At 71.2% G+C, this 14515-nt stretch carries 11 protein-coding genes; 8 read left to right on the top strand and 3 right to left on the bottom strand.

The features are described 5' to 3' along the window. The first annotated feature begins 17 nt into the window (after positions 1-17). The 4 genes from uvrB (at position 18) to ACH4UK_RS00765 (ending at position 6357) form a co-directional block, all read left to right on the top strand. A complete protein-coding gene (gene uvrB, locus ACH4UK_RS00780; RefSeq protein ID WP_398353930.1) occupies positions 18-2147 on the top strand; it encodes an excinuclease ABC subunit UvrB in 2130 nt (709 codons plus the stop codon). 213 nt (positions 2148-2360) lie between these two features. Further along, complete coding sequence (locus ACH4UK_RS00775) at positions 2361-2939, top strand: TerD family protein (protein WP_398353929.1); 579 nt, start codon at positions 2361-2363, stop codon at positions 2937-2939. 197 nt (positions 2940-3136) lie between these two features. After that, positions 3137-5098 carry a TerD family protein gene (locus ACH4UK_RS00770; protein WP_398353928.1) on the top strand — a complete coding sequence of 654 codons (1962 nt, stop codon included), beginning with the start codon at positions 3137-3139 and terminating at the stop codon, positions 5096-5098. Between the two features lie 239 nt (positions 5099-5337). Then, complete coding sequence (locus ACH4UK_RS00765; RefSeq protein ID WP_398353927.1) at positions 5338-6357, top strand: TerC family protein; 1020 nt, start codon at positions 5338-5340, stop codon at positions 6355-6357. A 114-nt stretch (positions 6358-6471) separates the two neighbouring features. On the opposite strand, the gene ACH4UK_RS00760 is transcribed toward ACH4UK_RS00765, so the two are convergent. After that, on the bottom strand, positions 6472-7128 hold the full coding sequence (locus ACH4UK_RS00760; protein ID WP_398353926.1) for an MBL fold metallo-hydrolase: 657 nt from the start codon (positions 7126-7128) through the stop codon (positions 6472-6474). Positions 7129-7138: 10 nt separating this feature from the next. Then, the gene (locus ACH4UK_RS00755) at positions 7139-7828 is read right to left on the bottom strand and encodes a maleylpyruvate isomerase family mycothiol-dependent enzyme (protein ID WP_398353925.1); all 690 of its coding nucleotides are present in this window, start codon (positions 7826-7828) and stop codon (positions 7139-7141) included. A 175-nt stretch (positions 7829-8003) separates the two neighbouring features. Between ACH4UK_RS00755 and uvrA the strand changes: the two genes are divergently transcribed. Both uvrA and ACH4UK_RS00745 read left to right on the top strand, forming a co-directional pair. After that, the gene (gene uvrA, locus ACH4UK_RS00750; RefSeq protein WP_398353924.1) at positions 8004-11036 is read left to right on the top strand and encodes an excinuclease ABC subunit UvrA; all 3033 of its coding nucleotides are present in this window, start codon (positions 8004-8006) and stop codon (positions 11034-11036) included. Between the two features lie 272 nt (positions 11037-11308). Next, on the top strand, positions 11309-11737 hold the full coding sequence (locus ACH4UK_RS00745; RefSeq protein ID WP_398353923.1) for a Rieske (2Fe-2S) protein: 429 nt from the start codon (positions 11309-11311) through the stop codon (positions 11735-11737). Between the two features lie 79 nt (positions 11738-11816). Here ACH4UK_RS00745 and ACH4UK_RS00740 read toward each other — a convergent pair whose 3' ends face one another. Beyond that, a complete protein-coding gene (locus tag ACH4UK_RS00740) occupies positions 11817-12743 on the bottom strand; it encodes a hypothetical protein (RefSeq protein WP_398353922.1) in 927 nt (308 codons plus the stop codon). 228 nt (positions 12744-12971) lie between these two features. Between ACH4UK_RS00740 and ACH4UK_RS00735 the strand changes: the two genes are divergently transcribed. Both ACH4UK_RS00735 and ACH4UK_RS00730 read left to right on the top strand, forming a co-directional pair. Next, positions 12972-13580, top strand: coding sequence for a papain-like cysteine protease family protein (locus ACH4UK_RS00735; RefSeq protein WP_398353921.1), 609 nt, complete (start codon positions 12972-12974; stop codon positions 13578-13580). Positions 13581-13584: 4 nt separating this feature from the next. Further along, positions 13585-14502, top strand: a complete 918-nt coding sequence (locus ACH4UK_RS00730) for a hypothetical protein (RefSeq protein ID WP_398353920.1) — start codon at positions 13585-13587, stop codon at positions 14500-14502. Positions 14503-14515: the final 13 nt, after the last annotated feature.

The raw sequence follows: 14515 nt of genomic DNA, 5'->3' as shown, positions 1-14515 counted from the left end.
AGCCGTACGGTGGTTGCATGCGGCCCGTTTCCAAGATCGAACGTTCGGTGGCGCCCTTCGAGGTCGTCAGTCCCTACCAGCCCAGCGGCGACCAGCCGGCGGCCATCGCCGAGCTGGAGCGGCGTATCCGCGCCGATGAGAAGGACGTCGTCCTGCTCGGCGCGACCGGCACCGGCAAGTCGGCGACCACCGCCTGGATGATCGAGAAGCTGCAGCGCCCCACCCTGGTGATGGCGCCGAACAAGACCCTCGCCGCCCAGCTGGCCAACGAGTTCCGTGAGCTCTTCCCGAACAACGCGGTGGAGTATTTCGTCTCGTACTACGACTATTACCAGCCCGAGGCGTACGTCCCGCAGTCGGACACCTACATCGAGAAGGACTCCTCCATCAACGAGGAGGTCGAGCGGCTGCGCCACTCGGCGACGAATTCGCTGCTCACCCGGCGCGACGTCATCGTGGTCGCCTCCGTCTCCTGCATCTACGGCCTCGGTACGCCCCAGGAGTACGTGGACCGCATGGTCCGGCTCGAGGTCGGCGAGGAGATCGACCGCGACCAGCTGCTGCGGCGCTTCGTCGAGATGCAGTACACCCGCAACGACCTGGCGTTCACCCGCGGCACCTTCCGGGTTCGCGGCGACACCATCGAGATCTTCCCGGTCTACGAGGAGCTCGCCGTCCGCATCGAGATGTTCGGCGACGAGATCGAGGCCCTGTCCACGCTCCACCCGCTGACGGGTGAGATCATCAGCGAGGACCCCATCGTCCACGTCTTCCCCGCCAGCCACTATGTCGCCGGTCCCGAGCGGCTGCAGAAGGCCGTCGGCGGCATCGAGCAGGAGCTGGAGCAGCGCCTGGCCGAGCTGGAGAAGCAGGGCAAGATGCTGGAGGCCCAGCGGCTGCGCATGCGCACCACGTACGACATCGAGATGCTCCACCAGATCGGCACCTGCTCCGGCATCGAGAACTACTCGATGCACTTCGACGACCGTGCGCCGGGCACCGCCCCCAACACCCTCCTCGACTACTTCCCGGACGACTTCCTGCTCGTCCTGGACGAGTCCCACGTCACGGTCCCGCAGATCGGCGCGATGTACGAGGGCGACGCCTCCCGCAAGCGGACCCTCGTCGACCACGGCTTCCGGCTGCCGTCCGCGATGGACAACCGGCCGCTGAAGTGGGAGGAGTTCCTGAAGCGGATCGACCAGACGGTGTACCTCTCCGCCACTCCGGGGAAGTACGAGCTCTCGCGCGGCGACGGGTTCGTCGAGCAGATCATCCGCCCCACCGGACTCGTCGACCCCGAGGTCGTGGTCAAGCCCACCGAGGGCCAGATCGACGACCTGGTCCACGAGATCCGCAAGCGCACCGAGCGCGACGAGCGGGTCCTGGTCACCACGCTCACCAAGAAGATGTCGGAGGACCTCACCGACTACTTCCTGGAGCTCGGCATCCAGGTCCGCTATCTGCACAGCGACGTCGACACCCTGCGCCGCATCGAGCTGCTGCGCGAGCTGCGCTCCGGCGAGTACGACGTGCTCGTCGGCATCAACCTCCTGCGCGAGGGCCTCGACCTTCCCGAGGTGTCCCTCGTGGCCATCCTCGACGCCGACAAGCAGGGCTTCCTGCGGTCCGGCACCTCGCTCATCCAGACCATCGGCCGCGCCGCCCGTAACGTCTCCGGCCAGGTCCACATGTACGCCGACAAGATCACCCCGGCCATGGCGCAGGCGATCGACGAGACGAACCGCCGCCGCGAGAAGCAGATCGCGTACAACACCGAGCGAGGCATCGACCCGCAGCCGCTGCGCAAGAAGATCAACGACATCGTCGCGACCATCGCCCGCGAGGAGGTCGACACCGAGCAGCTCCTCGGCACCGGCTACCGGCAGGGCAAGGAAGCCAAGGCCCCGGTGCCCGCACTCGGCGGCAAGGCCGCCAAGGGCGGGGCGAAGGGCCGGGCCGCCTCGAACGGCGCCGTGCTCAGCGATCGCCCCGCGACCGAACTGGCCGGGATCATCGAGGAGATGACCGAGCGGATGCGGGCCGCCGCGGCGGACCTGCAGTTCGAGGTGGCGGCACGGCTGCGCGACGAGGTCGGCGAGCTGAAGAAGGAACTGCGTCAGATGAAGGAAGCCGGCCTCGCCTGATTCCGGTGCCGCGGCCGGCTTCGCTGCCGGTTCCGGCACCGGTTCCGGCACGGCTCCAGGCACCGATTCCGCCGCACCGGGCAGGCCACGCCCGGTGTGTTGCAAGAGCGACACAAAAGACGACCGCACCTGCTGCCGCCCGGGGTGGAATGCGTAGGGTGCGGGGAAACCGCACACGGACGGTTGCGGGGCAATGCCGAGAGGGGACAGCGCGTGACGGTCAACATGACCAAGGGTCAGGCCATCAACCTGCAGAAGAGCGACGGGGGGACCCTGACCGCGGTACGGATGGGGCTCGGATGGCAGGCGGCTCCGCGTCGCGGCCTGTTCGGCTCCCGCACCCGCGAGGTCGACCTGGACGCCTCGGCGGTGCTCTTCGCCGACAAGCAGCCGGTCGACGTCGTGTTCTTCCGCCACCTCGTCAGCGATGACGGCTCGGTCAAGCACACCGGCGACAACCTGGTCGGCGGCGCGGGCTCCGGCGGCGACGACGAGGCGATCCTCGTCGACCTCCAGCGCGTGCCGGTCCACATCGACCAGATCGTCTTCACGGTGAACTCCTTCACCGGGCAGACGTTCCAGGAGGTCCAGAACGCCTTCTGCCGCATCGTCGACGAGACCAACGGCCAGGAGCTCGCCCGGTACACGCTCGACGGCGGCGGCCAGTACACCGCCCAGATCATGGCGAAGGTGCACCGCGCGGGCAGCGGATGGCAGATGACGGCCCTCGGGAACCCGGCCAACGGCCGGACCTTCCAGGACCTGATGCCGTCGATCCTGCCGCACCTCTAGGTCCTGTCCGGCACGGGCCGGCACGAAAGCGGGCAGGGGCAGCTCCCGGCGGCACCGGCCGCCGGGAGCTGCCCCACGCACGGCACAGAGCGCAGACGGCCGCGCACGGCGGACCGTCGCGCACGGCACAGCACGAACACGGCATCGCACGGCACCGCAGCCACCGGCGCGCGGGCCATCGTCGAGGGGGACAGGGCATGACGGCCGAACTGGTCCGGGGGCAGAACCACACCTTGCCCCAGACCCGTCTGGAGATCCGGGTATCGGCGGGCACGCCCGTCGTGGCCGGAGCCACCCTCGGCGACGAACGGGGCACGGTACGCGGCGTCGAGTGGATCGCCCACCCCGGCTCGCCCCAGCTCCCCGGGCTCGAGGTCTCCCAGCAGGCGGCGGCCGACCACCGGCTCGCCGTCGACCTGGAGGCCCTGCCCGCCGGCGCCCACCGGGTCACCGTGCTGCTCGCGCTCCCCGTGGGCACCGGCGGCCCGGCGCGGTTCGGCGCAGTCCCCGCCCCCTTCGTCGCCGTCACCGGGCTCGACGGCGCCGAGATCGCCACCTTCACGCTCACCGACCTGGACGCCGAGTCCGCGGTCAGCGCCCTGGAGCTCTACCGCCGCCAGGACGCCTGGAAGGTCCGCGCCGTGGGCCAGGGGTATGCCGGCGGGCTCGCCGAGATGCTCGCCGACCAGGGCGTGGCCGAGGCCGCCGGGCTGGCCGGATCCATCAACGAGGCCGTCACCCGGGGACTGGCCCGCTCGGTGGCCCCGCCGCCCCGGACCCCGGAGGGCGACCGCGTACGGCACGCGACGGGCCCCGCGGACCACCGCCCGCCCACACCGCCCCCGGCCCCGCAGCCCCCCGAGCCGCTGACCGACCCGGCGCACACCGCCCAGCCGCACACCGCCCAGGGGCAGGCCGCGGGGAGCCCCGCCGACGGCCCCATCAACTACGCGCACCCGCGACGGCAGCACGCCGCGCCTCCGACGCCTCCGCCCACCGCGCCCCCGGCCCAGCCGGGACAGCCCGCGCAGCCGGTCGCCGGCGACGCCACCGGCTGGTCGATGGACGAGCGCCTCTACAACCAGATCTGGGGGATGTTCGAGGATCTGGCCCGCGCCGTCGCCGCCTACCGCAGCGCCGTTGACTTCGCCGAGTCCCGGATGGGTCAGGAGCTCGACCGGTCCCTGTCCGACCCGCGCAACCGGATCGGCGGGGCGGGCGACCGCGCCCGCGAGGAGGCCCGCGCCAAGTGCGACGAGCTGACCTCCCGGGCCCGCGAGGCCCTCGACCGCGACCTGGCCCAGCTGACCGCCGAGGCGGCCGTCGTCGAGCCCGCGCTCCCCGCCGCGTACGCGGGCTGGGGCAATCCCGTCTGGCACGCCCACCGCGTCCCGATGGAGATACCGATGGCCCTGCGCATCGGCGACCTCCATCTGCCCGAGCGCACCGATCTGCGCATCCCCCTGCTCGTCCGGCTGCCGCTGGAGCGCGGGATCTGGGTCGACAGTGGTCGGACCGCGTCCGAGGCGGCCGCCCTGATGGACACGGACCGGCTGCGCCGGCTGGCCATGGAGACCGCGGTCGCCCACGCGGCCCGGCTGCTCGCGGTGTATCCACCCGGTGAGTTCGCGGTGCACGTCATCGACCCGGCGGGCGCGGCGGCCGGTCCGCTCGCGCCGCTGGTCCGGGCGGGCGTCCTCGCCGGACCGCCCGCCGCCGGACCCGGGGGAGTTGCCTCGGTCCTGGCCCACCTCACCCGGCGGGTGGACCTGGTGCAGATGGCGGTGCGGGCCGGGGCGGCCGACTCGCTCCCGCCGGACCTGGACACCGGGGAGCAGCTCTTGGTGGTCAACGACTTCCCGCACGGTTTCGACGACCGGGCCGTCACCCAGCTCCGCTATCTCGCCGACGAGGGCCCCTCGGTCGGGGTGCATCTCCTGATGGTCGCGGATCGGGAGGAGGCGAGTGCGTACGGGCCGATTCTTGATCCGCTGTGGCGTTCGCTGTTGCGGATCACACCGGTCGCCGACAGCCATCTCGCCGACCCCTGGGTCGGGCATGCCTGGACCTACGAGCCGTTGGTGATCCCGCCGGGCAGCCACGTCCTGGAACAGGTGCTCGCGGCGGTGGCCGCCGCCCGCCGAGCTGCTGGCCGTTGAGACAGTCACCGCTCTGAACTGCGGTTTTGACGAGTTCTTTACCCTTCCCTTTACCTTTTCTTGGTGATGCCTGTACTGTTCGGGGAACGGAGGGGAGTACTCCTTACGCGACGTCCCGTCAATACGGACCGTTATCGGTCCCGGGGCGCCGGTCCAGGCGCACACCGTGCGCAGGGGCGGAAGAGACCTCCGGCAGCGACGACGCTGATCAGTAGCCGTAGCGAACTGCCGGAGGCGCAGTGGACGTTTCATGGACTCTTTGGGTCCTGACCATCTTTGGTCTGTCAGCCTTGATCGCCGTCGACTTCTTCATCGGGCGCAAGCCCCATGACGTGTCGACCAAGGAAGCCGGAATCTGGACGATCGTCTGGATCGCGCTCGCCGTCCTCTTCGGAGCCGGCCTCGCGGTCTTCGGCGAGAGCCAGGCCTCCGGCGAGTTCTTCGCGGGATTCATCACCGAGAAGTCGCTGAGTGTCGACAATCTCTTCGTCTTCGTCCTGATCATGGCGAAGTTCTCGGTGCCCTCACAGCTCCAGCAGCGCGTGCTGCTCATCGGCGTGCTCATCGCCCTGGTGCTCCGGGCGATCTTCATCGCCGCCGGCGCCGCCGTGATCGCGAACTTCTCGTGGGTGTTCTACATCTTCGGCGCGTTCCTGATCTACACCGCCTGGAAGCTCATCCAGGAGGCGCGGGCCGACGAGGACGACGACGACTGGGAGGAGAACCGCCTCCTGAAGTCGATCGAGCACCGCTTCGGTGTCGCCGACAAGTACCACGGCACCAAGCTCTTCATCCGCAACAACGGCAAGCGCGTCATGACTCCGCTGATGGTGGTCATGCTCGCCATCGGTATGACCGACGTGCTGTTCGCGGTGGACTCGATCCCGGCGATCTTCGGCCTGACCCAGGACCCGTACATCGTCTTCACGGCCAACGCGTTCGCCCTGATGGGGCTGCGCCAGCTGTACTTCCTCATCGGCGGTCTGCTGAAGAAGCTGGTCCACCTCAGCTACGGCCTGTCGGTGATCCTCGGCTTCATCGGCGTCAAGCTGGTGCTGCACGCCCTGCACGAGAACGGCGTGCACGTGCCCGTCGTCTCCATCCCGTTCTCCCTCGCCGTCATCGGCGGTGTCCTGGTGATCACCACGATCACCAGCCTCGTCGCCAGCAAGAAGCTGGCGGCGGCCGAGGCGGAGGAGGCCCGCAAGACGGAGGCCGCCGGCCCGTCCGACGAGGAGAGCAAGAGCATCAGCAGCTGACCCGGGGCCGCCCCGAGCGGCACAGGGACAGACCGGCAGCGGCCGGGGCGGAACGGCGAAAGCCGTCCGCCCCGGCCGCTCTCGCGTGTGTACGCGGAAGGTGCGGGCGCCCGGCTACCAGCCGCGGGCGCGCCACTCGGGCAGCTGGGGCCGCTCGTCGCCGAGCGTCGTGTCGTGCCCGTGGCCCGGGTAGACCCACGTCTCGTCGGGCAGCCGGTCGAACAGCTTCGTCTCGACGTCGTGCAGGAGGCTCGCGAACGCCTCGGGGTTCCGGTTCGTGTTCCCGACCCCGCCCGGGAAGAGGCAGTCCCCGGTGAACAGGTGCGGGGCGCCGTGCGGGTCGTCGTAGACCAGGGCGATGGAGCCCGGGGTGTGACCGGTCAGATGGCGGGCGGTCAGCTCGACCCGGCCGACGGTGACGGTGTCGCCGTCCTCGACCAGGACCGCGGTCGGGACCGGGATGCCCTCGGCGTCGTAACGGCCCGCGTACGTCCGGGCGCCGGTGGCCCCGACCACCTCGGCCAGCGCCTGCCAGTGGTCCCCGTGCTGGTGGGTGGTGACGACGGAGGCGATGCCGTCGTCACCGATCAGCGCGAGCAGGGTCTCCGGCTCGGCGGCCGCGTCGATCAGCAGCTGCTCGCCGGTCGCCCGGCAGCGCAGCAGATAGGCGTTGTTGTTCATCGCGCCGACGGCCACCTTGGAGATCATCAGATCCGCCAGTTCGTGCACGCTCGCCGGTCCGCCGACCTTCACCGCTCCGCTGTACGTCATACGGCTCAGCCTATAGCGGGGGCAGCGCGGGAAGGAGGCCCCCGGCCACGGTCAGGGCGGAGCCGTCACGGCGTCCGCAGAGCCAGCCCAGCAGCTCCACGGCGGGCCCCTGCACCGTCACCAGGTCGCTCGGCGGACCGCCGCCGGTGCTCCAGGTGCGGCCGTCGAGGTCGGTCAGCCCGGTGGCGGGCACGCCCTCGTTGCCCAGGAAGCGGTCGGCGAGGAAGGCGATCTCCCGCTCCACGAATTCCGCGGGCAGGTCCTCCAGCTCGTAGCCGACGTCGAGGTCGACGTGGTGCAGCTCCACCTCGACCCGGCGGCGGAAGGGGATCCGGGCCGCGGAGTCGGTCACGCCGTTGCGCAGGGTGACCGTGCGGGACCAGTCGGCCGGTTCGGCGGCGACCGCCAGGAAGCCGTCCGCGCTCTGCCGCAGGTCGGTCAGCTGCTCGGCCGCCGTGCGGGGGGCGCCGTCGGCGATGTCGGCGTCCCGGGTTTCGCTGCTCGCGTACATCGGGAGGCCCCGGAGAACATTTCCGAGCGCGTCGGCGTTACGTGACAGGTGGGCCAGTACATGGCCCCGACTCCATCCGGGCAACCGTGACGCCCCGGCGACCGAGGCGTTGTCCAGTTTGCCGACTGCGTCGAGCAGCCGTTCGGTCGCCCCGCGTACAGCTCCCAGGTCGTGCGCATGATCAATCATGCGGCCGAGCCTAGCTCTGCCACTCATTCGGGTGAAGGAGTCGAAGGGTGGCCGTAAATCGAATGTGCGTGCTATACGCTCGGATTTGAAAGCTTCCAACACCGCTGTGGCGCCCCCCATACCCTGGGAGAGGGGCTCAGTTCCCCCGCTTCTCTCTAGAAAGGTGCGGACCGGCGTGGCCGACCGTCTCATCGTCCGTGGCGCGCGCGAGCACAACCTGAAGAACGTCTCGCTCGACCTGCCCCGCGACTCCCTCATCGTCTTCACCGGGCTCTCCGGGTCGGGCAAGTCGTCCCTCGCGTTCGACACGATCTTCGCCGAGGGGCAGCGCCGCTACGTGGAGTCGCTCTCCTCGTACGCCCGGCAGTTCCTCGGCCAGATGGACAAGCCGGACGTCGACTTCATCGAAGGTCTCTCTCCCGCCGTCTCCATCGACCAGAAGTCGACCTCGCGCAACCCGCGCTCGACGGTCGGCACCATCACCGAGGTCTACGACTACCTCCGGCTGCTCTTCGCCCGGATCGGCAAGCCGCACTGCCCCGAGTGCCACCGCCCCATCTCGCGCCAGTCGCCGCAGGCCATCGTGGACAAGGTCCTCGGTCTGCCCGAGGGGAGCCGCTTCCAGGTCCTCTCGCCGCTGGTGCGCGAGCGCAAGGGCGAGTTCGTCGACCTCTTCGCCGACCTCCAGACCAAGGGCTACAGCCGGGCCAGGGTCGACGGCGCCACCATCCAGCTCGCCGAGCCGCCCACGCTCAAGAAGCAGGAGAAGCACACCATCGAGGTGGTCGTCGACCGCCTCACCGTCAAGGACAGCGCCAAGCGCCGGCTGACCGACTCGGTCGAGACCGCGCTCGGCCTCTCCGGCGGCATGGTCGTGCTCGACTTCGTCGACCTCCCCGAGGACGACCCCGAGCGCGAGCGGATGTTCTCCGAGCACCTCTACTGCCCGTACGACGACCTCTCCTTCGAGGAGCTGGAGCCGCGCTCCTTCTCCTTCAACTCGCCCTTCGGCGCCTGCCCCGACTGCACCGGCATCGGCACGCGCATGGAGGTCGACCCGGAGCTGATCGTCCCGGACGAGGAGAAGTCCCTCGACGAGGGCGCGATCCACCCCTGGTCCCACGGCCACACCAAGGAGTACTTCGGCCGCCTGATCGGCGCGCTCTCCGAAGCTCTCGGCTTCCGTACGGACATCCCCTGGGCAGGGCTGCCGCAGCGGGCCAAGAAGGCCCTGCTCTTCGGCCACAAGATCCAGACCGAGGTCCGCTACCGCAACCGGTACGGGCGCGAGCGCGCCTACACCACCCCCGCCTTCGAGGGCGCGGTGCAGTTCGTCAAGCGGCGCCACACCGAGGCCGAGAGCGACTCCAGCCGGGAGCGCTTCGAGGGCTACATGCGCGAGGTGCCCTGCCCGACCTGCGAGGGCACCCGGCTCAAGCCGATCGTGCTCGCGGTGACGGTGATGGAGAAGTCCATCGCCGAGGTCGCCGCGATGTCGATCAGCGAGTGCGCCGAGTTCCTCGGCCGCCTCAAGCTGAACGCCCGCGACAAGAAGATCGCCGAGCGGGTCCTCAAGGAGGTCAACGAGCGGCTGAAGTTCCTCGTCGACGTCGGCCTCGACTACCTCTCGCTGAACCGCGCGGCCGGCACCCTGTCCGGCGGCGAGGCCCAGCGCATCCGGCTGGCCACCCAGATCGGCTCCGGCCTCGTCGGCGTGCTCTACGTCCTGGACGAGCCGTCCATCGGCCTGCACCAGCGCGACAACCACCGGCTCATCGAGACCCTGGTCCGGCTCCGCGACATGGGCAACACGCTCATCGTCGTCGAGCACGACGAGGACACCATCAAGGTCGCCGACTGGGTCGTCGACATCGGCCCCGGCGCCGGAGAGCACGGCGGCAAGGTCGTCCACTCCGGTTCGCTCAAGGAGCTCCTGGCCAACAAGGAGTCGATCACCGGCCAGTACCTGGCGGGCAAGCGGTCGATCCCGACCCCCGAGATCCGCCGCCCGGTCGACCCGGCCCGGGGTCTCACCGTGCACGGCGCCCGCGAGAACAACCTCCAGGACATCGACGTCTCCTTCCCGCTCGGCGTTCTCACCGCCGTCACCGGCGTCTCCGGGTCCGGGAAGTCGACCCTGGTCAACGACATCCTCTACACCCACCTGGCCCGCGAGCTGAACGGCGCCAAGTCGGTCCCCGGCCGCCACACCCGGGTCGACGGCGACGACCTCGTCGACAAGGTCGTGCACGTCGACCAGTCGCCCATCGGCCGGACGCCCCGGTCGAACCCGGCCACCTACACCGGAGTCTTCGACCACGTCCGCCGGCTCTTCGCCGAGACCATGGAGGCGAAGGTGCGCGGCTATCTGCCGGGCCGCTTCTCCTTCAACGTCAAGGGCGGCCGCTGCGAGAACTGCTCCGGCGACGGCACGATCAAGATCGAGATGAACTTCCTGCCCGACGTGTACGTCCCGTGCGAGGTCTGCCACGGAGCGCGCTACAACCGGGAGACCCTGGAGGTCCACTACAAGGGCAAGTCCATCGCCGAGGTGCTGGACATGCCGATCGAGGAGGGCCTGGCGTTCTTCGAGGCCGTCCCGACGATCGCCCGCCACCTCCGTACGCTCAACGAGGTCGGCCTCGGGTATGTGCGGCTGGGCCAGTCCGCGCCGACCCTCTCCGGCGGTGAGGCGCAGCGCGTCAAGCTGGCGAGTGAGCTCCAGAAGCGCTCCACCGGCCGCACGGTCTACGTCCTGGACGAGCCGACCACCGGTCTGCACTTCGAGGACATCAGCAAGCTGATCACCGTGCTCTCCGGACTCGTGGACAAGGGCAACACGGTGATCGTCATCGAGCACAACCTCGATGTCATCAAGACCGCCGACTGGGTCGTCGACATGGGCCCCGAGGGCGGCAACGGCGGTGGCCTGGTGGTCGCCGAGGGAACGCCGGAGCAGGTCGCCGGGGTGCCCGCCAGCCACACCGGGAAGTTCCTCCAGGGAATCCTGGACGCGGACCGCATCAGCGAGGCCGCGGTGCCCTCCGGGCGGGGGACGGCCCGCAAGACGGCCGCCCGCAAGACCGCCCCGGCGAAGAAGACGGCCGCCGCGGCCAAGAAGGCCACGACGGCCAAGGCCGGTACGACCAAGGCGGCAGCCACCAAGACGGCCGTGGCGAAGAAGGCCACCCGCGCCCGCAAGGCCTGAGCGGAGCCCGCAAGGGCTGAGCGGGGGCCCGGCCGGGCCCCCGCTCAGCCGCTCGCCCCTCGCCGACGACGGCGGCCCCCGCGGCACGAAGGGGGCCGCCGTCGCCCGTCGAGGCGGGCGTTCCGGCCCGGTCGCAGAGCCTTTGATCCCCGCCGGTATCGTCGGTTCTGTCACCGGCACGCAGGGCCGCCGTCGCCGCCCCGCCCTGTCCGGCGACCCGATGCACCGTGATCCACCGTGATCCACCCCGAACAACGACCCGTGGAGTCCGCATGCCCGGCCTGCCCGCCGCCCGTCGCACCGTGCTGAAGGGCGCCGCGCTCGCCGGCGCCGCCGGGCTGGGAGCGGCCGCCTGCTCCACCGAGTCCAAGCTCGGCCACGCCAAGAACCCCACGCCCACCGCGCCCGTCGACCTCGGGGCCGCCTCGGCGGTGCCCGTCGGTGGCGCCAAGCTCTACCGCGAGCAGCGCCTCGTCGTCGTCTGCCCGGCGAAGGGCGAGTACAAGGCGTTCAGCGCCCAGTGCACCCACGGGGGCTGTGTCCTGGACAAGATCGAGGGCATCGAGGGCCACTGCCCCTGCCACGGCAGCCGCTTCGATGTGACCACCGGCCGGCCGGTGAAGGGCCCGGCCACCGTGCCGCTGCCCGCCGTCCCGGTCACCGCCGAGGGCGGCAAGCTCGTCGCGGGCCCCGACGCCTGACGCGAGGACCCGGGCGCCGACGCCCGACGAGGAGCCGAGGGGCCCGCAGGGCGTACGGCAGCGCGTACGGCAGGGTCCCTCACTCCCAGTCCCAGTCGATCCCGATCAGGCCCGGCCGTACCCCCTCCTCCACCAGGTGCACGGTCCGGTGCCGGCCGGTCAGCGTGAGGTCGCCGCGGGCCCCGCGCGGCGCCCCCGCCGACGCCTGGGCGAACCGGTGGCACCGCACCGGGAGCGCCGCCTCGTCGAAGCCGACCTGGAGCACGTACTGGCCGCCCCCGAAGGTGAAGCCGCGCACGTATTCGCCGCTCGCCCCGCCCGTACCGTCCTCGAAGCCGTAACCGAAGAGGTACGTCTCGCCGGTCCGCAGCCGGGTGTCGAAGAGCAGCTCCGCCACCAGGACCCCCGCGTCCCGGTCCCAGCGGACCCGGCCCGTCCGGCAGTTCTCCAGGGCCCGCACCGCGATCCGCGACGGGTCGCAGCCGGGGTCGCCCCGGTGCACCGCGAGATAGCGGTCGACGCCGTCCCGGTGCGCGCGCACCAGATGCCGGGAGGTGCGGTCCGCCAGCTCGCGCCGCGCCCCTATCCGTACCCGCTCCTGGTGCCCCACGGTGTGCAGACCGCCGTCCACAGGTGACTCCATGGCCGTGAGGAGCCGCTCCACCGAGCCCGACGCCTCCATCAGGGAGCGGTACGAACGGGCTGCCGGACGGTCCCCCTCCGCCGGGGCGTCGCCGTCGCGCAGCAGCCGCAGCAGCGAGTCGTCCGGCAGGGCGAGCACCTCCTCCAGCGCCCGCACCGCCCGCAGCGACTCGGCCCGCCGGGGGCGGCGCACCCCTTGCTGCCAGTAACTGAGGCTGGTCACTCCGAGCTTGACGCCCCGGTGCGCCAGATGGTGCTGCACCCGCTGGAGCGGCAGCCCGCGCACCGACAGAGCGGTGCGCAACGCCAGATGGAACGGTCCGGTCCGCAGTACCTGCGCCAGTTCGGTCTCGGTCTGCCGCATGGCGGGCCTCCGGTGAACGTTCACGTGGGGAGTGGCGACACCGCCCCCGGGGGATGCGGGGGAGCAGGTGACCGGGGCCGGGGCCGTTCACACGGACGCCGTGCCGTTCACACCGCGATGTCACCTCGCATTGAAGCGTGTTGACCTGCTCCGGACAACGCCGGATGCTCCTCATCAGCGTCCGGACGCGCTCCTCCGATCCCCACCCCCCGCCTTGGGAGGAACGCCATGCGCAACCGAAGAGTCAGGCCCGGAAGGTTCTCGTTCACCGCCCTCCTGGCCGCCGTCCTGCTCGCCGTCCCCGCGGGCACCGCCACCGCCGCCCAGTCCCCGGACGGGGCGGGCTTCACCGTCGCCGCCGCCCAGCGGCTCGACATCACCATGCAGGCCCAACAGCAGAGCAACTGGTGCTGGGCGGCCGGCGGCAACACCATCGCCGCCTGGTTCGGCCGCAACTACTCCCAGAACCAGTTCTGCAACGCCGCCTTCAACCGCAGCCAGAACTCCCAGTGCCCCAACTCGCAGGCCACCCTCGGCAACGTCCAGACCGGTCTGTCCTGGGCCGGGGTCAGGCCCGGCAGTTACGTCACCGGCTGGCTGCGCTACCCGACCGTGCAGGCCGAGATATCCGCCCAGCGACCCATCGAGACCCGAATCCAGTGGTCGTCCGGCGGCGGGCACATGCACGTCATCTACGGGTACGACGACGCCAACAGCTGGGTCTACTGGGGCGACCCGTGGCCCTCCAGCGACCGCTACAACTGGGCGTCCCACGCCTGGTACGTGAACAACAACGAGTTCTCCTGGACCCACTCGCTCTACCGGATCGGGGCGTGAGGACATGAACTCCACCACCCGACGCGTCGCCGTCGCCACCGCCCTCACCGGCGTCGCCCTGTTCACCGCCGCCGCCCCCGCCCTCGCCGACGACGGCCGGACGGCCCCGCCGAAGCTGACCGCCGCGACCCTCGAAGCCGCCCACGAGGCCGCGACGGAGCCGGCCACGCTGGACACGCTGTCCCGGTTCTTCGCCCGGGAAGGCGCGGTGAGCAAGGCGGCGGCCGCACCGCGGATCGAGGCCAAGGCCGTCCCGGTCCGTACGCTCTCGGCCGCCTTCGTCGCCGGCGAACCCGGCGCGGCCCCGAGCACCCTGGACTACCTCGCCAGCACCGCCGTCTCCTCCGACGGCCAGAAGGCCTCGCTGTGGACCGTTCCCGCCGGATCCGGCGGCAGCGCCGACTGGCAGGTGGTGAACATCGCCACCGGCGACGACGAGGCCCGCTACACCTCCCTCGGCGCTCGCGCCCTCCCCGGCGGCACCGTGTTCCGCGAACCGCAGATCGACGCCTGGTACGTCCACGACGGCTCCCGGGTGCTCCCGCTGGACGAGGAGGCGAAGGCCGCCGTGGGCGCCCGCGGCACCGCGCTCGGCGCCTACCGGACCCGGGTCCAGGAGGCGTACGGCGACAAGCTCCCCGGCTCCGGATACGCCCGGTCCGGCAAGGCGGGCGGTTACGGCCCCGAGGCGGTCACCGGAGCGGCCCCCGCTCCCGGCCCGGTCCCGGGCCCGGCCGCCGATCAGGCGGCGGACACCGCCGGGAGCCCCGCGCTCGCCGGCGCGGCAGCGGGCCAGGAGACGGCGCTGACCGCCGTCTCCACGACCGCCGGGGCCGGGGCGCTGCTCGCGCTGGTGCTGTGCGGCGCGGCCGCCCTGCGCCGCCGGAGCCGTACCGGGCGCTCCCCGGCCGCGGACGCCTGAGCAGCGGCTCCAC

Source organism: Streptomyces sp. NPDC020884, assembly GCF_044333935.1.
Taxonomy (GTDB): Bacteria; Actinomycetota; Actinomycetes; order Streptomycetales; family Streptomycetaceae; genus Streptomyces.
The sequence above is the reverse complement of the archived record's forward strand: the minus strand, read 5'-3'. Positions and strand labels throughout refer to the sequence as shown.